Origin of the sequence: Herbaspirillum sp. 1173 (assembly GCF_031455335.1) — a bacterium.
Lineage (GTDB): Bacteria > Pseudomonadota > Gammaproteobacteria > Burkholderiales > Burkholderiaceae_D > Herbaspirillum > Herbaspirillum huttiense.
This window is the reverse complement of the sequence record NZ_JAVDSP010000002.1, coordinates 235,202-257,177: the sequence shown is the minus strand read 5'-3', so window position 1 is coordinate 257,177 and position 21,976 is coordinate 235,202. Positions and strand designations below refer to the sequence as shown.

Annotated in this window: 21 protein-coding genes; 9 read left to right on the top strand and 12 right to left on the bottom strand. The window is 62.8% G+C overall.

Annotation, left to right across the window (positions count from 1 at the left end):
- Positions 1-14 precede the first annotated feature (14 nt).
- Positions 15-683: a CsgG/HfaB family protein gene (locus J2X56_RS09205; RefSeq protein WP_310159760.1), complete on the bottom strand. Its 669-nt coding sequence runs from the start codon at positions 681-683 to the stop codon at positions 15-17.
- A gap of 299 nt (positions 684-982) precedes the next feature.
- Here J2X56_RS09205 and J2X56_RS09200 point away from each other — a divergent pair, with 299 nt between their 5' ends.
- Positions 983-1,621, top strand: a complete 639-nt coding sequence (locus J2X56_RS09200) for a carbonic anhydrase (protein ID WP_034338314.1) — start codon at positions 983-985, stop codon at positions 1,619-1,621.
- A 22-nt stretch (positions 1,622-1,643) separates the two neighbouring features.
- Here the strand turns inward: J2X56_RS09200 and J2X56_RS09195 are convergent, their stop codons facing one another.
- Complete coding sequence (locus tag J2X56_RS09195; protein ID WP_121045185.1) at positions 1,644-2,675, bottom strand: aldo/keto reductase; 1,032 nt, start codon at positions 2,673-2,675, stop codon at positions 1,644-1,646.
- Positions 2,672-3,118 (bottom strand): MerR family transcriptional regulator, encoded by a 447-nt coding sequence (locus J2X56_RS09190; protein ID WP_134137453.1) that lies wholly within the window; start codon positions 3,116-3,118, stop codon positions 2,672-2,674. Before J2X56_RS09190 ends, J2X56_RS09195 begins: the two co-directional genes overlap by 4 nt.
- A 175-nt stretch (positions 3,119-3,293) precedes the next feature.
- Here J2X56_RS09190 and J2X56_RS09185 point away from each other — a divergent pair, with 175 nt between their 5' ends.
- Positions 3,294-4,037 carry a fumarylacetoacetate hydrolase family protein gene (locus tag J2X56_RS09185; protein WP_310159753.1) on the top strand — a complete coding sequence of 248 codons (744 nt, stop codon included), beginning with the start codon at positions 3,294-3,296 and terminating at the stop codon, positions 4,035-4,037.
- A gap of 14 nt (positions 4,038-4,051) precedes the next feature.
- Here J2X56_RS09185 and bla read toward each other — a convergent pair whose 3' ends face one another.
- Positions 4,052-4,951 carry a class A beta-lactamase gene (gene bla / locus J2X56_RS09180; protein WP_204725807.1) on the bottom strand — a complete coding sequence of 300 codons (900 nt, stop codon included), beginning with the start codon at positions 4,949-4,951 and terminating at the stop codon, positions 4,052-4,054.
- 114 nt (positions 4,952-5,065) lie between these two features.
- On the opposite strand from bla, the gene J2X56_RS09175 reads away from it, so the two are divergent.
- From J2X56_RS09175 to J2X56_RS09165, 3 genes are all read left to right on the top strand, one after another.
- Positions 5,066-5,929 (top strand): LysR family transcriptional regulator, encoded by an 864-nt coding sequence (locus J2X56_RS09175; protein WP_121045177.1) that lies wholly within the window; start codon positions 5,066-5,068, stop codon positions 5,927-5,929.
- Positions 5,930-6,136: 207 nt separating this feature from the next.
- Complete coding sequence (locus tag J2X56_RS09170) at positions 6,137-6,286, top strand: hypothetical protein (RefSeq protein ID WP_166675078.1); 150 nt, start codon at positions 6,137-6,139, stop codon at positions 6,284-6,286.
- Positions 6,287-6,515: 229 nt separating this feature from the next.
- Positions 6,516-7,748 (top strand): HD-GYP domain-containing protein, encoded by a 1,233-nt coding sequence (locus tag J2X56_RS09165; protein WP_204725805.1) that lies wholly within the window; start codon positions 6,516-6,518, stop codon positions 7,746-7,748.
- A gap of 87 nt (positions 7,749-7,835) precedes the next feature.
- Here the strand turns inward: J2X56_RS09165 and J2X56_RS09160 are convergent, their stop codons facing one another.
- Both J2X56_RS09160 and J2X56_RS09155 read right to left on the bottom strand, forming a co-directional pair.
- A complete protein-coding gene (locus J2X56_RS09160) occupies positions 7,836-8,831 on the bottom strand; it encodes a M48 family metallopeptidase (RefSeq protein ID WP_310159744.1) in 996 nt (331 codons plus the stop codon).
- Between the two features lie 3 nt (positions 8,832-8,834).
- The gene (locus J2X56_RS09155; RefSeq protein ID WP_121045171.1) at positions 8,835-9,956 is read right to left on the bottom strand and encodes a YjgN family protein; all 1,122 of its coding nucleotides are present in this window, start codon (positions 9,954-9,956) and stop codon (positions 8,835-8,837) included.
- Positions 9,957-10,315: 359 nt separating this feature from the next.
- On the opposite strand from J2X56_RS09155, the gene J2X56_RS09150 reads away from it, so the two are divergent.
- The 4 genes from J2X56_RS09150 to J2X56_RS09135 all read left to right on the top strand — a co-directional run bounded on the left by J2X56_RS09150 (position 10,316) and on the right by J2X56_RS09135 (position 15,151).
- On the top strand, positions 10,316-11,083 hold the full coding sequence (locus tag J2X56_RS09150) for a dienelactone hydrolase family protein (protein WP_310159740.1): 768 nt from the start codon (positions 10,316-10,318) through the stop codon (positions 11,081-11,083).
- A gap of 221 nt (positions 11,084-11,304) precedes the next feature.
- Complete coding sequence (locus J2X56_RS09145) at positions 11,305-12,027, top strand: gluconate 2-dehydrogenase subunit 3 family protein (RefSeq protein WP_039784558.1); 723 nt, start codon at positions 11,305-11,307, stop codon at positions 12,025-12,027.
- Between the two features lie 2 nt (positions 12,028-12,029).
- On the top strand, positions 12,030-13,811 hold the full coding sequence (locus J2X56_RS09140) for a GMC family oxidoreductase (RefSeq protein ID WP_121045165.1): 1,782 nt from the start codon (positions 12,030-12,032) through the stop codon (positions 13,809-13,811).
- Between the two features lie 14 nt (positions 13,812-13,825).
- Entirely contained in the window at positions 13,826-15,151 is a 1,326-nt protein-coding gene (locus J2X56_RS09135; protein WP_310160463.1) for a cytochrome c, read from the top strand.
- Positions 15,152-15,243: 92 nt separating this feature from the next.
- On the opposite strand, the gene J2X56_RS09130 is transcribed toward J2X56_RS09135, so the two are convergent.
- The 6 genes from J2X56_RS09130 to J2X56_RS09105 form a co-directional block, all read right to left on the bottom strand.
- Positions 15,244-16,002 carry a bifunctional 2-polyprenyl-6-hydroxyphenol methylase/3-demethylubiquinol 3-O-methyltransferase UbiG gene (locus tag J2X56_RS09130; protein WP_034330406.1) on the bottom strand — a complete coding sequence of 253 codons (759 nt, stop codon included), beginning with the start codon at positions 16,000-16,002 and terminating at the stop codon, positions 15,244-15,246.
- Between the two features lie 266 nt (positions 16,003-16,268).
- The gene (locus tag J2X56_RS09125; RefSeq protein WP_039784561.1) at positions 16,269-17,150 is read right to left on the bottom strand and encodes a carbohydrate ABC transporter permease; all 882 of its coding nucleotides are present in this window, start codon (positions 17,148-17,150) and stop codon (positions 16,269-16,271) included.
- Positions 17,150-18,049, bottom strand: a complete 900-nt coding sequence (locus J2X56_RS09120; protein ID WP_039784562.1) for a carbohydrate ABC transporter permease — start codon at positions 18,047-18,049, stop codon at positions 17,150-17,152. Before J2X56_RS09120 ends, J2X56_RS09125 begins: the two co-directional genes overlap by 1 nt.
- Positions 18,050-18,219: 170 nt before the next feature.
- Positions 18,220-19,551 (bottom strand): ABC transporter substrate-binding protein, encoded by a 1,332-nt coding sequence (locus tag J2X56_RS09115; protein WP_121045161.1) that lies wholly within the window; start codon positions 19,549-19,551, stop codon positions 18,220-18,222.
- 127 nt (positions 19,552-19,678) lie between these two features.
- Positions 19,679-20,770 (bottom strand): ABC transporter ATP-binding protein, encoded by a 1,092-nt coding sequence (locus tag J2X56_RS09110; RefSeq protein ID WP_209567304.1) that lies wholly within the window; start codon positions 20,768-20,770, stop codon positions 19,679-19,681.
- A gap of 214 nt (positions 20,771-20,984) precedes the next feature.
- A complete protein-coding gene (locus J2X56_RS09105; protein ID WP_121045157.1) occupies positions 20,985-21,944 on the bottom strand; it encodes a C-terminal binding protein in 960 nt (319 codons plus the stop codon).
- Positions 21,945-21,976: the final 32 nt, after the last annotated feature.

Below are 21,976 nucleotides of genomic sequence, written 5' to 3'. Positions count from 1 at the left end.
TTCGTGGGAGGGGCTCAGGGCTTCCATGCGCCGGAATCGATACCGGTCACCAGGTTCTGCACCGCTTCGCGGATGGCCAGGTCAAGCACCTTGCCATTGAGCGTGGAGTCGTAGCTGGCGGTGCCGCCGAATCCGACGATCTCGCGGTTGTCCAGGCTGTATTCGCCTGCGCCTTGCGCCGAGTACACCACCTGCGAGGTGTTCACGTCCACGATGTTCAGAGCGACCTTGGCATAGGCCACCTGCGACTTGCCTCGGCCAAGGATGCCGAACAGCTGGCGGTCGCCGGTTTCCTTGCGGCCGAACTCGGTGACGTCACCGGTGACCACATAGCTGGCCCCCTTGAGGGCTTGCGTCTGTTTGTTCAGCTTGGCTTCCTGCGCCAGCTCGCCCATGTTGTTACGGTCCATCACGGAGAAGCGGTTGCTCTGCTGCAGATGGGTGATCAGGATGGTCTTGGCCTGGCCGCCCAGACGGTCCACGCCATCCGAGAAGATGCCGCGCAGATAGCTGGAACGGTTGTCGAACTTGCCGACGGCGATCGGGCTGCGCGCTCCCTGGTAGGCCTGTTGCGCGCTGGCCACCTGGGCCACCGGCAGACTGCGTGAATTCTCCGTGGCGCAACCCCCCAGCGCCGTCACCATGGCAACTACCGCCACGGTCGTGACATACCTGCTAAACATAGTCTTTTCCCCGAATTGTTGATGTCGACAAGGGCAGCCCGACTGCCCTTCGATTCATGTTGATGCGCTCGAAAGTGTCGCACATTGCGTACGGGCAAGTTTCGAGGCGGAAATTTTATCAGCAGACAAGAGGAAAAGATGTAGAAAAATCGCTATTTCTTGATGAAATTTAACGGAAAAGCAGATCCCTGATCATGCTGATCACGGTCCGTGCGGGCCCGCATGATGGCGGGTGATATCATCCGCCTCACGCGGACGCCTGGCGTCCATCTTCATCAAGAATCAAGGCTATTCCCCACATGCGCGACATCATCAATGGCTTCCTGCGTTTCCAGCAGGATGTCTTCCCTTCCCGCAAAGAACTGTTCAAGAGCCTGGCCAACGGCCAGACGCCCACCACCCTGTTCATTTCCTGTTCCGACAGTCGCATGGTGCCCGAGCTGGTGACCCAGCGCGAACCGGGCGACCTGTTCGTCATCCGCAATGCCGGCAACATCGTGCCGTCCTTCGGTCCGGAGCCGGGCGGCGTGAGCGCCACGGTGGAATACGCGGTGGCCCAGCTGAAGGTGTCGGACATCGTCATCTGCGGCCACTCCGATTGCGGTGCCATGACGGCCGTGGCTACCTGCGCCTGCCTGGACCACATGCCGGCCGTGCGCAACTGGCTGCATCACACCGATGCCGCCCGGATGATCAACGAGTCGCGCCACCACGAAACCGAAAAGGACCGCATCGACGGCATGGTGCGCGAGAACGTGATTGCGCAACTGAACAACATCCGCACCCATCCCTCGGTGGCCGTGGCGCTGGCACAGGGCCGGCTGGGGCTGCATGGCTGGGTCTACGACATCGAGAGCGGGTCCATCCTGGCGCACGATACGGCGACCAATACCTTCGTGCCGCTGGCCCAGCATCCGGCAGCCAGCAGCAACGATTGACCTGCCTTGAGAAAGGCGCTGGTCAGAGGTTGAGCATCTTCATGCTGGCCTCGGTATAGCGCTCCCCGGCGGCTGCCCCGCGCGGGAAGACGGCCTCCAGCGCCATCAGGTCCTGCGCAGAAAGCTTCACCGAGAACGCGCCCGCGTTCTCTTCCAGATAGCGTCGGCGTTTGGTGCCGGGGATCGGCACGATGTGCGGGTCCTGGGCCATCACCCAGGCCAGGGCCAGCTGGCTCGGCGTGCAGCCATGCCGGGCTGCCATTTCCTTCACTTGCTCCACCAGCCGCAGGTTGCGGGCGAAATTCTCGCCTTGGAAGCGCGGATTGGTGCGGCGGAAATCATCCTCGGCCAGATCCTCGAAGCGTTGCAGCGCGCCCGTCAGGAAGCCCCGTCCCAGCGGGCTGTAGGCCACGAAGCCGATGCCCAGTGCGCGGCAGGTGGCCAGCACCTCGGTTTCCGGATCGCGCGTCCACAAGGAATATTCGCTTTGCAGCGCCGTCACCGGATGCACCCGGTGCGCCCGCTCCAGCGTGGCCGACGAGGCTTCGGACAAGCCAATGTAGCGGATCTTGCCGGCCTGCACCAGGTCGGCCAGCACGCCCATGGTGGCCTCGATGGGGGTGTTCGGATCCATGCGGTGCTGGTAGTAGAGATCGATGGTCTCGATACCCAGGCGCTTGAGGCTGCCTTCCACCGCCTGGCGGATATAGGCCGGACTGCCGTCGACGCCGCGCGCGGAGGGATTGGCCGGATCGCGCCGGATGCCGAACTTGGTGGCGATGAAGAACTTGTCGCGACGGCCCTGGAGGGCGCGGCCGATCAGTTCTTCATTGGTGTAGGGGCCGTACATGTCGGCCGTGTCGAGCAGGTTGATGCCCAGCTCCAGGGCGCGGTCGATGGTGGCCAGCGATTCGGCGTCGTCGCGCTGTGCATAGAAATCGCTCATGCCCATGCAGCCCAGGCCGATGGCCGAGACCAGCGGGCCGTTGCTGCCCAGGCGGCGGGTACCCACGTGGGATTCCGGTTGCAGGTGAGAGGTGAGGGGTTCGGTCATGGTGCCATCCTTTCGGGGGGAGGAGCGTCGGCTTTGCTGTTGGGGAGTGCGCGGGCAGGTTCAGCACGGGCCTCTTGCTCCAGTTCGTCGTACAGGACCAGCTTGCGCTGCAGGACGGCCAGGTTCTCCTGCAGCTCGGCCAGGGTGTGTTGGACGCAAAGCGTATGCGCCTGCAGCATGGCTTTGCGTTCTCTGACGCTTTCCAGGGTATTGCCCTCGCGGCGCAGCTCGGCGTAGCGCAGCATGGCGCGCACCGGCAGACCTGTCGCCTTGAGCTTCTTCAGGAAATCGATCCAGTTCAGGTCTTCCTGGGTGTAGCGGCGATGGCGGTTGTCGCGCCGTTCCACCGGATCGAGCAGGCCGATGCGTTCGTAGTAACGCAGGGTATGCACCGACAGGCCTGTGGCGTCGGCCGCTTGGGCAATGGTGAGGGAAGTCGTCATGGCAGCCAGTCTAGAAGTTGGAGTGCGCTCCAAGTCAAGCGCTGTCTGCCATTATCGGCATTCAGGTCGGAGTGCGCTGGTGGCGGCGAGTTCACGGCCGTGCTTGCTGTGGGCGAGCGCCTTGGCAGCCAGTACAATGCGCGCTGCCTTCTTTTCTGTTTCGGAGAATTCCCGCATGCATATCGACGCCGCCACCCAACTCCTGCTCGACGCCCGCCACAGTGGTCTGGCCCTGGACTGGCGCCGCCTGGCCGTCGGCGATGCCGATAGCGCCTACGCCGTGCAGGACGCTCAACTGCAACGCCTGGGGCCGATCGGGGGCTGGAAGGTCGGTAGCAAGGGGGATGGCAGCCTGCCAGCTTGTGCGCCGCTGCCGGCCTCCGGCGTACTGGCCTCGGGAGCGCCATTGCGCGGGCCGCAATGGCGCATGCGCGGTCTGGAAGTGGAGTTGGCCTTGCGGGTCGGGCGTGATTACCATCCCGGCGATCAAGTGCCGGATGAGGCCGAGTTGCGCACGGTCTTTGACGCCATCCTGCCGGCCATCGAAGTGGTGGAGACGCGCCTCGGACATCCGCCCTGTACCAACCCCTGGGCCGGCATGGCCGACCTGCAAAGCCACGGTGCCCTGATCATCGGTGCCGCCCAGCCGCTGCCGGCTACGCTTTCGTTGCGCCAGATCGCGGCCAGTCTGCACATCGATGGCCAGGAGATCACCCGCACCACCGGGGGCAATCCGGCTGACCTGTGGCCCCTGCTGGGCTGGCTGGCGCTGCATTGCGCGCGCCGTGGCCAGCCATGGCGCCAGGGCCAGGTCATCACGACCGGCTCCTGCACCGGGCTGCAGCTTGCACGCGCAGGGCGGCAGATCGAGGGGGCGCTGGAGGGGATCGGTGCAGTTTCGTTCAGTTTCGCCAGCTGAACAGCAGCAACTTTTTACGTCATGAACTGACCGATCAGGCGGCCCACTTCTGCATGCACCGCATCACGCCGGGCATCGGTGGCCGCATTTTCGGTGAGATAGACCGCAAACAGCAGCGGTGCGCCTTTCTCTGTCCACACCACGCCCACATCGTTGGCCGTGCCCAGCCGTCCCGTCCCGGTCTTGTCGCCGACCTTCCAGCCCTTGGGCAGGCCGGCGCGCACGCGCTTGTTGCCAGTCTGGTTGGCCACCAGCCATTGCGCAAGCTGCTGGCGCGAGGCCGGTGTCAGCGCATTGCCCAGCACCAGCTGGCGCAGGTCGGCAGTCATCGCGGCCGGAGTGGTGGTGTCGCGCGGGTCGCCGGGAACGGCTTCGTTGAGCGTGGGCTCATTGCGATCCAGCCGGGTCAGTTCATCGCCCAGCGACCGCACGAAGCGCGTCATGCCGGCGGGACCGTCCATGCTCTCCAGCATGAGATTGGCGGCGGTGTTGTCCGAAAGAGTGATGGCGGCCTCGCACAGCTGTGCCAGCGACAGGCCATCCCCGCCGGTGTGCTTGCCGGTGGTGGGCGAGTAGGGCACCAGGTCCTGCTGGCGATAGACGATACGGCGCGCCAGCTGCTCCTTGCCCTCGTCCACGCGACGCAGCACGGCGGCCGCCGCGAGGAACTTGAAGGTACTGCACATGGGGAAGCGCTCATCGGCACGATAGCCCCAGTGACGGCCGCCGGCGGTATCGACCAGCGACACGCCCAGACGCCCGCCGATATCGGCTTCCAGTCGCGACAGCGTGGCGGTCAGTGCGGATGAGTCCACAGTTTTACTTGCGCCTTGCAGGCTGGCCGCCCAGCTGCGGCTGATCAGGCCCGCACCGGCCAGCGCGGCGACGGACAGAAAATGACGTCGTCCAGACATGGATACTCCTCGATGAATGATGGCAACAGGGCTGCATCATAGGCAGTAGTCGCGGTGCTCACAATTCACGATAATTGGACGCAAGCCCAAGAAAAACTGATGCCTGGAGTGTTCATGTACCTGCCCCTCAATGCCTTGCGCGCCTTCGAAGTCTCGGCCCGCCATCTCTCCTTCACGCGCGCCGCCGAGGAATTGAGCGTGACCCAGACCGCCGTCAGCATGCAGGTCAAGAATCTGGAGCAGCGGCTGGGCGTGACCCTGTTCCGTCGCCTGCCACGCGGCCTGGCCCTCACCGACGAAGGGCTGGCGCTGCTGCCGGTGGTGGCGCAATCCTTCGGGCGCATTGCCGACGTGCTGGCCCAGTTCGAAGATGGCCGGCGCCGCGAGGTGCTCACCGTCGGGGTGGTCGGAACGTTCGCCGTGGGTTGGCTCATGCCGCGCCTGCGCGAATTCCAGCAGCAGCATCCCTTCGTCGACCTGCGCCTGCTCACCAACAACAACCGTGTCGACCTGGCCGGTGAGGGGCTCGATTATGCGATTCGTTTTGGCGATGGTGCATGGCATGGCACCGAGGCTGAACGTCTGTTCGAAGCGCCACTGGCACCCATGTGCGCACCGGAGATTGCCGCGCGCTTGCGCACGCCCTCCGACCTGGCGGCCGAGACGCTGCTGCGGTCCTATCGCAGTGACGAGTGGCACCGCTGGTTTGCGGCCGCCGCTGCGCCTTGCCCGCCCTTGCGCGGCTTCGTATTCGACTCCTCGCTGGCGCTGGCTGAAGCGGCTGCGCAAGAGGCCGGCGTGGCGCTGTTGCCGGTGATGATGTTCGAGCGCGAATTGCGGCAGGGGCGGCTGGTCTGCCCCTTCGAACAGCGCATCGTGCTCGGTGCCTACTGGCTCACGCGCTTGAAGTCACGCCCGCAAACCGCCGCCATGGCGGCTTTCCGGACATGGCTGAAGGTGCAGGCAGGCTGCGTGTAGGGTTGGCTGAAGTGATGATTACGCGCAACAACCACAGCCATGTCAGAGAAATCCTGATAGACGCGCGGCCTGCATGCACCTAGAATAAATGATATAAACAATTTATGCGGTTCGTGCCGGCCGTATGAGTCGACACCATGGACAGACCGGCACTGGCAGAAAACCTTCGGGAGCCTGCCATCAGTCAATAGTGAAAGGGGGTAAGTCATGCACTACTTCGCACAACTCTATCGCAAGCTGGTTGATTTTCTCAATGACTCCAGTGAACTCGACACCGGTTCGCACCGCGGTGCGCCGCATTGCTGCAGCCTGTATTCGGGCTTGTCGAGCATGTCGCAGGAAGAGCAGCGTCACTGACATCGCGAGTCATCGACTCGTCACGCCTGCCTCACCTGCCGACCCGGGCCGCGCCAGCGCCCCGGGTTTTTCTTTGTCTGCACGGACAACACTGTACCTTTTGGAGATTGCATCGTTTCTCTAACGAGTGTCATCAGGAATTTCCCGCTAATCAATCCGCTCAAGATGTAATACAGTCGGGCCACAAGCCGGGGCGATGTCGCGGCGAAGCAACTTCACTCAGGCTCAGATGACACAACTCAAAAAAATCAGCGTCGACGACTTGGCCGTGGGCATGTATTTTTCCGGTTTCGATGGCCCCTGGATCGACAATCCGTTCTGGCGCAGCAAGTTCCTGATCGAGCAGGCCGCAGACATCAGCCGCGCCCGCAGCGCCGGCTTCGAGTTCTGCTGGATCGACGTCGCGCTGGGCCGGGATGTCATTCCGGGTAGCGCCGTCGAAGCAATGGACGTGGCCGCAGAACCGCGTGTGAAGCCGGTGCCGCTCACGCCAGAGGACGAGTATCGCAACGAACTGAGCGAAGCCCTGCGGCTCTACGAGAGCGCCAAGGTATCGACGCAGCAGATGTTCCGGCAGGCGCGCCTGGGCAAGACCCTGGATGTCGCGCAATGCCAGGACCTGGTGGAAGAAATCGCCGCCTCGGTCACGCGCAATTCGAATGCCCTGCTCAGCATCATCCGCTTGAAGCGCGCCGACGAATACACCTACCTGCATTCCATTGCCGTCTGCACCATGATGGTGGCACTGGCACGCACGCTGGGCATGGACAATACGGCCTGCAAGGAAGCCGGACTGGCCGGCTACCTGCACGATGTGGGCAAGGCCTTCATTCCGCTCGACGTGCTCAACAAGCCCGGCAAGCTGACCGATCAGGAATTCCGCATCATCCAGCGCCATCCTACGCTGGGCTATGAATACCTGAGCGGCTTCGCGGGGGTGCCGGATTATGTGCTCGACGTCTGCCTGCATCATCACGAAAAGATCGATGGCACCGGCTATCCGGGGCGTCAGCAGGGCAACCAGATCGATCTGTATTCGCGCATGGCGGCGGTGTGTGACGTGTATGACGCCATCACCTCCGACCGCACCTACAAATCCGCCTGGGACCCGGCCGAGTCGCTGGCACGCATGGCCAGCTGGAGCGGCCACTTCGATCGCCCCATCTTCCTGACCTTCGTCAAGACGCTGGGCATCTATCCCATCGGATCCATCGTCAAGCTGCGTTCAGGCCGCACAGCGCTGGTGATTCGCCAGAATCACAAGGACCTGACCAAGCCGGTCGTCAAGGCGTTTACGACGGCGCTCTCGATCGAATCGCTGGAGAGCGAGATCATCGATCTGTCCTCGCCGGACCAGGATGATGTGATCAGCGAACGCAGTGGCCAGGACTGGATCCGCAGCAACGGACTGGTGCTGGATTCGCTCAAGGCACTGGTGGAAGGAAACGAGAGCCCGGGTTAGCCGGGACATCAGACGTGCGACAGTTTGATGGCGGAAGCCCGGTGCGCGCCTGCGCACCGGGTTTTTTATTGCAGGCAGTACTTGCGCTCAGCGGGCACCGAGGATGTGCGCGATGCGTTCCTCATTGGCCGGATGGCTGGACAGGTAACGTGCTGCCGGACTGTCCTTGCTCTTGCCCATGTCTTCCAGTTTCTCGAACACCAGCGCCAGTTTCTGGCGCGGCAGGCCATTGGCCTTGAACATGGCGATGGCGTAATCATCGGCCTCGCGTTCGATATCGCGCGAATACTTCAGATCCAGCAAGACCGTCGGGATGTTGGCCAGGACCGCCGAGACATCGCCGAACAGCAAGGTGGCCGTGGCCGCGATGGCCGAACTCTGGATCAGCCGCCGCATCAGGTGGCGCCGGTGCACATGGCCCAGTTCATGGGCCAGCACCCCCATGAGGGCGTCATCATCATCAAGCAGCTGCACGATCTCATCGGTGACCACGATCTGGCCCGAGGGCAGGGCGAAGGCGTTGGGACCGATGCGGCTCTTGCGGAACACGATCTGGTAGTCGGGCGCATCCGCCATCGGCGCGGTCAGGGCACGAAAGCGCGACGTGATGCCCTTGGCCCGCTGGGCGTCGAGCTGGCTGGGTGCCAGCACGTGCTGGTCGAGAAAGTCCAGCGTACCTTGACCGACCTGGCGATCCACCGCCACCGGCAGGATGGCCGTGATGCCCTGCGCGGCCAGCGGCAGCAGGTACAGGTAGCTCAGTACCACCACCGCGACCAGCGCCGCGCAGGCCGCCAGCGCATGCCGCCAGCTTTGCTGCAGCCGGACCACCAGTGAATCGCGGTGGCCGGTGTCGTGCAGCAGGGCGCTGAAGGCAGCACCGTCGATGATCTCCAGATAGGCACCATCGGGGAAGCTGACCTTGCGCGCTGCCCGGTTCAGGCGCTCGGAGACGCGCAATTGGGCGATCGGACAGTCCCGCTCCACCTCGCCGCGCACCTGGGCCATGCCATCGCTGACGGCCAGCGTCACCTGGTGGCGCCTTGACGTCTTGCCGTCGTAGTAGGAAGCGGAGACGGTCATGGCTTACATCGACAGGTCGAAGTCGAGCAGGTCGCCCAGGCCTTCGCCGGTGGCCGAGCCGGGTGATTCGCTGGAAGCGATGAAGTCATCCAGGCTGCCCGCCGGCAGCAGCGTGACCGACTCGATGCGGTAGCGCATCATGCGGATCTGCGCGAAGGGGGTGAACAGACCCAGCGTGAAGGCGATGCCGAGCACGTTGGTGAGCAGGATGATGGCGGTGCGGCCCCAGCGCATGCGGCTTTCGAAGCGATGCTCGCCCAGGCGCGTATTGTTCCACACCAGGTTCTGCAGCAGCGTGATCCACAGCGGAATGATCAGGAAAGACCAAGCATACAGGGCGAACAACATCAGCCCGAACGCGGCGATCGAGCCCGCACCCGACTGCACCGACTGGAACAGTGCCACGCCGCCAAAGCCGACCACGATGAGCACCGAGCCGGCGATCCAGCCGCCGATACCGGCCGCGAAGGCCAGATAGAACGCGCCGACCGAACCGTGGAAGGAAAAGTGGGTGGCACCGAAGCGCGCTTCATTGTGCTGGAAGCGCTTGAAGCGCTGCGCCGCCATCGGCATCAACAGGCCCAGGCTGATACCCGAGAGCATGGGCCACAGCAGGAAATTCTTGAATGCGCCGCCGAAGCTGCCGCGAAAACCGAAGCGGATGCCGCGATAGCTGGTGTTGTAGAGCTTGAACTGCAGGCTGCGCCAGATCAGCCAGGGACTGGCCAGCATCAAGGCCAGCGCGGCAATCAGGCCCAGCAGGAGGTTGATGTAGCCGGCGATCTGGTACGCCACGATCAGCACGACGGCCAGGATGCGTCCCTTGAGGATGGCGACGGGGTTGCCGTGATAGTCGAAGCTGGCCCCGGCCACCGAGGTGTTGTCGTAGAAGTAGCGCAGCCGACGCACTTTGGCCCAGGCCGAATAGATGCCCAGCGTGACGATCGACAGCAGCAGGTTGACGATCCAGATGCGGAAATATTCGGAGCCGCGTCCGCTGAAGGTAAAGGCCTGCGGTGCACTGTGGTCGGCCGAGTCACGCAGGGCGGTCGCGAAATTGCCGGGCGCCGCCGGAACGGAAGGCGAGGGAAGGGAAGATTCAGGCAAGTCAGGATGATCGTTCATGGAAGCTCTTGTATTGGTCGTTGTATGGAAGAGGTCTGCCGATGGGGTCGGGCAAGAATCCATTGCTCGCAAGTAAAAGTCAAGTTGTCGCTGATCACCACGCTGCTTGTATGGATGTTGTAGGGACCGGCCTCGCATTTGTTCGAGCTTCACTGGTCTGACCTTCTGCAGAAATGCACTGTTTGTGCGAACATTGCTGCCCGAACACGGTCAAGGCAAGGGCATGGCTGAGCTGGAAACAGCACGGCCATGCCGCACCGATTGACCGTGTGGTTCATCTTCGCGCCAAACAAAAGTTTCCTGAACGCCGCCCGGTCTCCACGCCGGGCGGCGTTTGCCAACCAAAGGAGCCTCCATCCATGTCCACGTCCTGGAACACCGCCGCCATCGCCGAGAAGCTCGGCATCCCCGCCACCGACCTCGGCATCGAGACCATCGCCCATAGCGCCGATGGAATCGATTACGAAAGCGTCCTGCTCTACAACAAGGCACAGCCGCCTGTGTCGGGCGTGCTGACCATCCCCAACTATTTCGGCCTGCGCCAGCAGGCGCTGGAAATCGCCGCCACCACCATCGGTGCCGGCCATGCCATCCTGGTGGCCGACGTGTTCGGCAAGAGCCTGCGTCCGACCAATCCGGACGAAGCTCTGGCCGCCATCCTCCCGCTGAAGAAGGATCGCGCCGAACTGCGCAAGCGCATGCATGGCGTGCTGAAGGTCTTGCGCGAGCAGACCTTCGTCAAGCTCGATGCCGGCAAGCTGGGCGCCAGCGGTTTCTGCTTCGGCGGCACCGCTGCGCTGGAACTGGCGCGTGATGGTGCGGACGTGCGCGGCACGGTGTCGCTGCACGGTGCGCTCGATACCCCGGCCCCGGGCGAGAGCAAGGTCAAGGGAGCGGTCCTGGTGCTGCACGGCGTGCAGGACCCGTCGGTGCCGCGCGATCAGGTCAATGGCTTCATCGACGAAATGAGCGCGCTCAAGGTTGACTGGCAACTGGTCAACTATGGCTTGGCCGGCCACTCCTTCACCGATCCGGATGCCAACCATCCCGGCTTCTTCTACCACCGCCAGACGGCAGAACGCGCCGCGGTCGCATTGCAGGCCTTCTTCGGCGAAGTGCTGGCCTGAAGTACTGAAGTCCTGAAGTCTTGAAGCAGGGCAGGGCCGATGCCCTGCCGAACTGATTCATCCACCTGTGCAGCGGTGCCCGTAGCCGCTGCACAGGCAGTCTCACCATAACAAGAAGAGAGTGCGTCCGTCCGGTACGCAGGGGAGCGTTCATCCTTGCCGCGCCGCTCGCGCCAGCATCCTGCATTGCCCTCGTCAAATCCCACGTCCAAAGGATACTCATGTCACAAGATAAAGAGCCCAGGCGGCGCTTCCTGCGCCAGGTGTTGGCCATCGTCCCAGCCGCGACCACGCTAGGCGGAGCCACCACCGTTGCAGTCAGCCAGCCGGCAATGGCCGACAGCAGCGAACCCGGCAAGCCCCGCGCCTACACGCCCACCTACTTCACCGCGCCTGAATGGGCCTTCCTCAACGCCGCCGTCGATCACCTCATCCCCTCCGACCAGTACGGTGCCGGTGCGCTCGAAACCGGCGTGCCCGAGTTCATCGACCGCCAGATGGAAACCCCCTACGGCGCCGGCAAGCTCTGGTACATGCAAGGTCCCTTCCACCCGGACAGCGTGCCGGAACTCGGCTACCAGCTCTCGCTGGTGCCGCGCGACATCTACCGCCAGGGCATCGCTGCCTGCAATGACTGGTGCAGCAAGAACCACGGCAAGGTCTTCGCCGAACTCGACAAGGCCAAGCAGCTGGAGGTGCTCAAGATGATGGAAGGCGGCAAGATCGCTTTCGATACCGTGCCCGCCAAGACCTTCTTCAGCTTCATGCTGGGCAATACCAAGGAAGGTTATTTTGCCGACCCGATGTACGGCGGCAACCAGAAGATGGGCGGCTGGAAGATGGTCGGCTTCCCCGGTGCGCGCGCCGATTACGCCGACTGGGTCGATCAATACAACGTCAAATATCCATACGGCCCCGTGTCGATTCTGGGAGAGAAGGGCTGATCATGGCTATCAAAAAAGACAAAGTGGATGTAGTGATGGTGGGCCTGGGCTGGACCGGCTCCATCATGGGCATGGAGCTCACCGAAGCCGGCCTGAACGTGCTGGCGCTGGAACGCGGCGACATGCGTGACACCAACACCGACACGCCTTATCCGAAGGCTGTCGATGAACTGAAATACTCCGTGCGCGGCGCGCTGTTTCAGGATCTCTCGCGCGAGACCGTCACGATTCGTCATACGCTCTCGGATGTGGCCGTGCCGTACCGCCAGCATGGTTCCTTCCTGCTGGGCGATGGCGTGGGCGGTGCCGGTTTCCACTGGAACGGCATGATGTACCGCAACCTGCCCGAAGAGCTGGAAATGCGCACGCACCACGAGCAGAAATACGGCAAGAAATTCATCCCCGAGGACATGACCATCCAGGACCATGGCGTGACCTACAAGGAGCTGGAGCCGTTTTACGATTTCTCGGAAAAGGTCATGGCGGTTTCCGGCAAGGCCGGTAATCTCAAGGGCCAGATCGTGGCCGGCGGCAATCCGCTGGAAGGCGAGCGCAGCGATGAATTTCCGACCCCGCCGCTGCAGTACCAGTACAGCGCCTCCCTGGTCGAGAAGGCCATGCGCGACGTCGGCTACCACCCTTATCCGGCGCCCGCGGCCAATGCCTCGCAGCCCTTCACCAATCCGTATGGCGTACGCATCGGTCCCTGCAACTACTGCGGCTTCTGCGAAAACTACGGCTGCTACATGTATTCCAAGGCATCGCCGCAGACCACCATCCTGCCGGTACTGTTGAAGCGCAAGAACTTCGAGGTACGTACCAAGGCCCAGGTCATCAAGGTCAACCTGGATGCCTCCGGCAAGCGCGCCACCGGCGTCACCTACATCGATGCCCAGGGCCGCGAAGTCGAGCAGCCCGCCGACCTGGTCCTGCTGACCGCCTTCCAGACCCACAACGTCCGCCTGCTGCTGCTCTCGGGCATCGGCAAGCCCTATGACCCGGTCTCCGGCGAAGGCGTGGTCGGCAAGAACTTCGCCTACCAGTACAACGGCGGCATCAACGTGGTCATGCCCAAGGGCACGCAGTTCAATCCCTTCATCGGCACCGGTGCCGGTGGCGTGGGCATGGACGACCTCAACGCCGACCAGTTCGATCACGGTCCGCTGGGCTTCATCGGCGGTGCCTCGATTCGTCACGTGCGCTATGGCGGCCGTCCCATCAAGCAGGCCGGCACCATGCCGGGCGAGAAGGTCCCCAACTGGGGTTCGGAATGGAAGGCCAGCGTGCAGGATGCCTACCAGCGCACGCTCACCATCGGCATGTCCGGTTCGGTGATGGCGTATCGCGATTGCTATCTGTCGCTGGATCCGACCTACAAGGATGCCAATGGCCAGCCGCTCTTGCGCATGACCCTGAACTGGAAGGAGAACGAAGGCAAGATGCTGACCTACATCGCCGGCGAGATGGAGAAGGTCGGCCAGGCCATGAATCCGGAGAAGGTCGTCAAGGCGGTACGCAAGACCGGGTCGTCCTGGGATACGCGGGTCTATCAATCGACCCACCTCACCGGGGGCGCCATCATGGGGACCACACCCAAGAACAGCGTGGTCAACAAATACCTGCAAAGCTGGGATGTGCCCAACGTGTTCGTCTACGGCGCTTGCGCCTTCCCGCAGAACATGGGCTACAACCCGACCGGGCTGGTCACGGCGCTGGCGTATCACTCCGCCAAGGCCATCCGTGAGCAGTATCTGAAAAACCCCGGCCCGCTGGTGCAGGCATAAGGATGACGACCATCATGATCAAGCATTATTTCATCGCCGCCTGTGCGGCCGTCATGTCGCTGTCCGCCTTCACCGCAGCAGCGCAGAGCAATGCCGCCGCTTCCTCGGCCGACCAGCAGCTGGTGCAGCGTGGCGAGTACCTGGCCAAGGCCGGGGACTGCGTGGCCTGCCACACCGCCAAGGGCGGCAAGCCCTTTGCGGGTGGCTTGCCCATTGCTACGCCCATCGGCACGGTGTATTCGTCCAACATCACGCCGGACAAGGAACACGGCATCGGCAACTACAGCGAAGAGGATTTCGACCGTGCGCTGCGTCACGGCATCCGCAAGGATGGCGCGTCGCTCTATCCGGCCATGCCGTATCCCTCCTACGCCAAAGTCAAGCCGGCAGACGTGAAGGCGCTCTATGCCTACTTCATGCAGGGCGTGCAGGCCGATCCCGCACCCAATCGCGGTGTGGACATCACCTGGCCCCTGTCGATGCGCTGGCCGCTGTCGGTGTGGCGCAAGGTGTTCGCGCCGGCAGTGGCGGCCGATGGTCCGGAGGACAACAGTCCGCTGGTCCGCGGCCAATACCTGGTGGAAGGCCTGGGCCACTGTGGTGCCTGCCACACGCCGCGCGGCGCGGGCATGCAGGAAAAGGCGCTGTCCAATGACAGCAGCCAGTTCCTCTCCGGTGGCGTGATCGACGGCTACCTGGCCAACAACCTGCGCGGTGATGCCCGCGATGGTCTGGGCAACTGGAGCGAGGCTGACATCGTGGCCTTCCTCAAGACCGGCCGCAACAGCCATTCCGCTGCCTTTGGCGGCATGGCCGACGTGGTGGCCAACAGTACCCAGTACATGACCGAGGAAGATCTCTCGGCCATGGCCAAGTACCTGAAGTCCTTGAAGGCGGTGAAGGAGGGCACGCCAGCGCTGGCCTATGACGACAAGACCCACCAGGCCTTGCGCAAAGGCAGCGACCAGAGTCCGGGTGCGATGGCTTTCCTGAACAATTGCGCGGCCTGCCATCGCAGCAGCGGCAAGGGCTATGACGAGACCTTCCCGACCCTGGCCTTGTCGCCGACGGTCAATGCCGAGAAACCGGCTTCGCTGATCCGCATCGTGCTGGAGGGGGCCGAAATGCCGTGGACCCACAAGGCACCGACCCAGTTCGCCATGCCGGGCTTTGCCAGCCGGCTGTCGGACCAGGAAGTGGCCGATGTGGTCACCTTCATCCGTAGCAGCTGGGGTAACCAGGCGTCTTCGGTGAACGCGTCCGACGTGGCCAAGGTGCGCAAGCAGCTGCCGGAGAAGAAAACGGTGGAGGCGGGGAGTGCGCCACTGGCCAAGCAGTAGTGAGCAGCAGTAGTGAGCGATGGTCCGGCATCTGCCGGGCTATCAACGATCCCCGCGTCTGCACAACGCGGGGATTTTTTTACGGTTGGGGCTTACAGATCGCGAATGCCCACGAAGGTACTGCGCAGCGTGCCGGCGTAGTTCTTCTCCAGGTTTTCTCCCATGTTGGGGGCCCAGTTGTCGTACTGTTCAAACACCGTGGTGAAGCCCAGGTCGTGGATCAGTCCGAGCAGATGTTCCTTCTGTATCCAGAAGGAACGATCGTTCTCATAGGACGCCCAGCGCAGTTTTTCGCGCTCCTCGTAGGGCGTGCTGGGATGGAACTCGTGGTACCAGCGACCGTTGAGGCCTTCATTGACCTGCATGGGGGAGAGGCTGTAATACTTCACGCCATCTTCCAGTGATGTGGAAAAGTGCGTCTGCAGGATCATCACCTTCTTGGTGTGACGCGCCAGCTTTTCCAGGAAGGCGCGGGGTTTGTCGAAGTGATACAGCAGACCGCAGCAGAACGAGGCATCGAAAGGACCGTAGCGATCCAGATTCCAGGCCGTGTCCTTGACGAAATGCAGGTTCTGCAGGTTCAGGTTCTGCTTCACGTAATTGCAGCACGCAAAGTTTTCCTCCCGTACCTCCAGCCCGATGGATTCAAATCCCATGCGGGCAAATTCCACCGTGTAGCCACCTTCCAGGCATCCCAGGTCGATGATCCGGTAATTGCGGCGGTTGCCGGGAAAGGCCAGGTTCAGAACTTTCCTCGCCGAGATCGCCTGGGGGTGATCCTGCAGAAGAATGGTATCTGGCTTGGTGTAGGTCCCGTTGTCCAGCAGGATATTGTGATAAGTGAATTCCATGTTGCCCTTCCCTTTACGTTTTTCGTTATTGTTGGAACGAACTGGCATCCGGAGCAGGATGCCGTTTCTTCATGGCTGACGCGATGCGTCACCGCGATCTTAACCGCTGATGAGCTTTGGTTGAAAGCCATGCGTGTTGCGCTTGCAACGAGCACGCACCTTGCAATCCTGACTTCACCTGACCTTTGCATCGGGTGTTGATGGCAGGCAAAAAAAAACGGCACCCCTGAGGGTGCCGTTTCATCGCAGGCGGAAGCGGAGGCAGGCTACTCTTTCACCGCCCCCGTCATCCCCGACACGTAATACTCCACAAAGAACGAATACACCACCGCCACCGGCAGCGAGCCCAGGAGCGCCCCGGCCATCAGTGCGCCCCAGTGATAGACGTCGCCTTCCACCAGCTCGGTGACGATCCCCACCGGCACCGTCTTCACCTCGGAGGAGGAGATGAAAGTCAGCGCATAGATGAACTCGTTCCAGGACAGCGTGAAGGCAAAGATGCCCGCCGAGATCAAGCCCGGCACCGCCAGCGGCAGGATGATCTTGACCAGGATCTCCCAGCGCGTAGCACCATCGATGAGCGCGCACTCTTCCAGCTCATAAGGAATCGAGCGGAAGTAGCCCATCAGCAACCAGGTGCAGAACGGGATCAGGAAGGTCGGATAGGTCAGGATCAGCGCCCAGCGCGTATCGAACAGCCCCAGCTTGAACACGATCGCCGCCAGCGGAATGAACAGGATCGAGGGCGGGATCAGGTAGGCGAGGAAGATGCCCAGCCCGACCTGCTTGGAGCCCTGGAAGCGCAGGCGTTCGATCGCATAGGCGGCAAAGACGCTGGCCGCCAGCGAGGCGAAGGTCGATACCACCGACACGATCACCGTGTTGAGCAGCCAGGCCGGATACTGGGTCTGGAACAGCAGTTTCTTGAAGTGCGCCAGCGTCGGGGCAACGACCCAGAAGGGGTTGCCGGTCTGCGAGAGCAATTCATTGTCCGGCTTGAAGGCCGTGATCACCATCCAGTAGAACGGGAACAGCAGCACGAACAGGAAGATCAGCAGCGGAATGTAGATCGTCACCCAGCGGCGCGGTGTCGATTGCAGGAAATCCATGCCTTGGGTTTCCTGCTGGTCGTCTTTTTTCTTGGCCATTATTTGTCACCTCCTTGTTGCCAGCCGCGACGTTGCAGGCCGAAATACGAGAACATGATCGCTGCCAGCAGGAAGGGAATCATGTAGGTTGCCAGTGCCGCGCCTTCACCCAGGGCACCGCCGGGAATGGCGCGCTGGAAGGAGAGCGTGGCCATCAGGTGCGTCGCATTGAGCGGACCGCCACGCGTGAGCACATAGATCAGCTGGAAGTCGGTGAAGGTGAACAGCACCGAGAAGGTCATCACCACCGCAATGATGGGCGTGAGCAAGGGCAGCGTCACATGGCGGAACTGCTGCCAGGGCGTGGCACCGTCGATGGCAGCCGCTTCATAGAGCGAGGGCGAGATCGTCTGCAGGCCCGCCAGCAGCGAGATCGCCACGAAGGGAATGCCGCGCCAGACGTTGGCAAAGACGGTGGACCAGCGCGCATTCCACGGGTCGCCCAGGAAGTCGATGTAGCGGTCGATCAGGCCCATCTTGTGCAGGGCCCAGCTGATGACGGAGAACTGTGCGTCATACAGCCACCAGAAGGCCAGGGCCGAGAGCGCAGTCGGCACGATCCAGGGCAACAGCACGATGGCGCGGAAGAAGGTCTTCAGCGGCACGTTCTTGTTGAGCAGGATGGCCAGCCACAGGCCCAGTGCGAATTTCAGGATGCTGGCGCTGACCGTGTAGAACACGGTATTGAACAGCGACAGCTGCGCCAGCGAATCGCCGGCCAGGTAAGTGTAGTTGTCCAGGCCGATGAAGCTGCCTTCGCCGCCGATCTTGGTATCGGTGAAGCCCAGCCAGATGCCCAGGCCCAGCGGGTAGGTCAGGAACACCACCAGCAGGATCACGGCCGGGGCCATGAACAGCATGCCCAGTACGTTACGGTTGTTCAGGAATCGGGATAGCATGATGTGCCTCGATGAAAGGGCCGCAAGCCAGGCCTGCGGCCAATACGGTAGTGACGCGTCGCGATGCGCCAGCGCGGCGGGACCGGGTCGGCAAGCCCTGACAACCTGCCCCTTTGCCCGCTGTCCCGAGGGAACCCGGACCCGCCCTGCTGACGTTCAGGCTGCTGCCATCAGGTCTTGTAATACCGCTTGGCGCGCTCGGCCGCACGATCGATGGCCTGCTGCACGGTCTTGGCGCCCGAGGCGGCCTCGGCCACCATGTCCACCACCACGTAGTCCGCCATGCAAGCCGCCGAGGCCTGTCCCAGCGGGCCTTCGTGGCCATGGTCCAGCATCAGCGAGGCCGAGTCGCGGTACACCGTGGCCTTCGGATCGTCGGTCCAGACCGGGTTCTTCTCGTAGGCCTTCAGCGGCTGGCTGACATAGCCGATGGAAGCCTTCATCCACGGGTTGTACTGGTCCGGCTCGAACATGAATTGCACGAAGGCCTTGGCCGCATTGGGAAACTTGGTGTGCTTGAACACCATCATCTGCGTGATCTGCATCAGCTCGGTGGGCTTGCCGGCCGGGCCGACCGGGAAGTGCGCGTGCTGGGTATCCTTGGCGATGTCCTGCAGCTTGGGATCCTGCGAGTTCTTGGCGGCGTAATACACCGAGATGCCGTTGGCCGTGAGGCTGATCTGGCCATCCAGGTAGGCCTTGTTGTTGGACGGATCCTGCCACGACAGGGTGCCGGGCACGAAGGTGGCATAGAGCTGCTTGGCGTATTCCAGCGCGGCGCGGGTCTCGGCCGAGTTGATGGCGACCTGGCCGTTCTTGTCCACCAGCTTGCCGCCATGCGACCACAGCAGCCAGTGCGCCCAGTTGTTGGCGTCACCGACGGCCTTGCCCAGGGCGAAGCCGACCGGAGTGTCCTTGGCCTTCAAGGCCTGGCACAGCTTGAGGAAGCCGGCCGTGTCCTTGGGAATGGCATCGAAGCCGGCCGCCTTGATCTGGCTTTCGCGATAGACCAGGGCATTGCCGATCACGCCGAGCGGCAGGGCGATCCACTTGCCGTCCTTGGTGCCGTACTTGCGGCAGACGTCGTACCAGCCGCCATAACGCTTGCCCAGCGAGTCGGCCAGGTCGGTCATGTCGATCAGCTTGGTCGGGTACTGCTGCGGGTCGTCGAACCAGCCCAGCACGATGTCCGGACCGCTGCCCACGTTGGCGGCCACAGCCGATTTCGGACGCACGTCTTCCCAGCCTTCGCTGTCGGTGCGCACGGCCACGCCGGTCAGTTCGGTGAATTTCTTGACGTTGGCGTTCCACAGGTCTTCATCGCCCTGGACGAAACGCTTCCAGCGCAGGATACGCAGGGTCGCGCCCTGTTCGATGGGGTACTTGATGCTGTCGGCGCCAGCCGCGCCGGGGCCTGCGGCAAAGGCGTTCACGCCCATGCTCGATGCGGCTGCGGCGGCAGCGCTGGTGACCAGGAATTCGCGTCGTGTCAGCTTGCTCATGTCTCCTACTCCTTCGGTTGAAAGTCGAATTGGACCGCTCTCGAACGGCTGTTCTTGCGGATGGACTCTTTTTCTTGTGATGCTGCGCTACGGGTGGTGCTTGGGACTGCAGGGATGGTGCGGTGGATCAGCGGGCCGCCAGCGACTTGCCCGATTCGGCATCGAACAGGTGCGTGCGGCTGTGGTCGGGGACCAGATGGATCACGTCACCCGCGCCGAAATCATGGCGCTCGCGGAAGATCGAGGTGAGGCTGGTCTCGCCGAAGCGCGAGAACACTTCGGTATCGGCCCCGGTCGGTTCCACCACGATGACCTTGGTGGCAATGCCTTGCCCGGCCGCACCGATGGCGAGGTGCTCGGGACGCACGCCGTAGGTAACCTTCTGCCCGTCATTGCCCTGCAGGGCGCTGCCATAGGGCGCTGGCACGCGGGTGCCATCGGCGAACTCGACTTCTGCTGCGCCACCGCCACCGTTGCGGCGCAGGGTGGCAGGGATGAAATTCATTGCAGGAGAGCCGATGAAACCGGCCACGAACAGGTTGGCCGGATGGTCGTACAAGTCCAGCGGACGGCCGCGCTGTTCCACCAGGCCATCGCGCATGACCACGATCTGGTCGGCCATGGTCATGGCTTCGATCTGGTCGTGGGTGACATAGATGGAAGTGGTCTTGAGGCGCTGGTGCAGTTCCTTGATCTCGGTGCGCATCTGCACGCGCAGCTTGGCATCGAGGTTGGAGAGCGGTTCGTCGAACAGGAACACCTGCGGATCGCGCACGATGGCGCGGCCCATCGCCACGCGCTGGCGCTGGCCGCCCGAGAGCTGGCGCGGATAGCGGTCCAGCAGCTGGTTCAGGCCGAGGATGTCGGCGGCCTTCTTGACGCGTTCTTCCACGAAGGACTTGTCCTTCTTGGCCAGGGTCAGCGAGAAGGCCATGTTGTCGCGCACCGTCATGTGCGGATAGAGCGCGTAGTTCTGGAACACCATGGCGATGTCGCGGTCCTTGGGCTGGACGTTGTTGACCACGGTGCCGCCGATGAGGATCTCGCCGCCGGTGATTTCCTCCAGTCCCGCCAGCATGCGCAGCAGCGTCGACTTGCCGCAGCCGGACGGACCGACCAGGACGGTGAATTCGCCATCGGCGATATCGATGTCGACGCCCCGGATGATCTGGGTGCTGCCGAACTGTTTCTTGACTGCGCGGATCTGTACTGATGCCATCAAATGCTCCTCGTGTCTATCCTCGTATCGACGCTGCGGAACCGGTTCCAGGCGGAGCCGTTCACAACGCACTTTGTTCAGGCACGTCCTGTGGAGGGACGCGTGGAAGATCCTGCCGGTCTTCCTTTTTTTCGTTGTCTACACTGATGCAGCGCCGGCTGGCGGCCGGCGCGGTGCTGCGTTGGCGCCCCGTTGCCGGGGTGATTGTTTTGACTTATTTGTTCTTGCCCTGAACGACCACGTAGGAGGGCCGTCCGTTGCGGTCCCAGTCGATCAGGTTCTGGGCCGCCTTGCGCCGCAGTTCGCGCGCTGCGACATCCGAGAAGAAGGCCGCGTGCGGCGACAATAGCACACGTGGATGCTGCACGATAGCCGAGGCTGTCTGCGGCGGCTCCACCGGCAGGACGTCCAGCGCGGCACCCTTGAGCTGGCCGTTTTCCAGCGCGGCCAGCAGGTCGTCGATCTTGATGAGGCCGCCGCGTGCGGAGTTCACCAGATAGCTCTGCGGCTGCAGGAGATTGAGCAGCGAAGCGTCGATCATGTTGCGCGTCTCGTCGTTCAAGGGCGTATGCAGCGACACCACATGCGCCTGGGCGAACAGTTCTTCGCGGTTCACGCGTTCCACGTAGGCGGGGAAATCGCCATCAATGATGTAGGGATCATAGGCAATGACGCGCTTGAAGAGATTGCGCGAGATATGCGCCATGCGCTTGCCGATGCGGCCCAGGCCGATGATGCCGATGGTGAGATCGGAAGCGCGCGGAATGATGCCGGCCGTGGTGTAGTGCCATTCGCCGGCTTTCACGGCACGGTCATAGACGGTGATATTGCGGATCAGGTCCAGTGCCATGGCCAGTGCATGGGTGGCCACTTCGCCCACGCCATAGTCGGGCGAGTTGGCGACCCACACGCCGTGTGCTGCGGCATCGGCCGTGTTGATGGTATCGAAGCCCGCGCCATAGCGGCTGGCGATGCGGATTTCAGGACGGGCCGCAAAGACCTTGGCGTTCACCGGTGCGTATTGCACCAGCAGGCCCTGGCATCCTGCGGAGGCGGCGATCACCTCCTCTTCCGTGCGGCATTGCGCGGTCACGACTTCCACACCGGCTTCCTTGTAGAGCGCAAGCTCCAGGTCGACGTCGGGGAAATCGTAGTCCGTAATCAGTACTTTCATTGCTCGTCTCCGTGATGGTTGTCTTGGTCCAC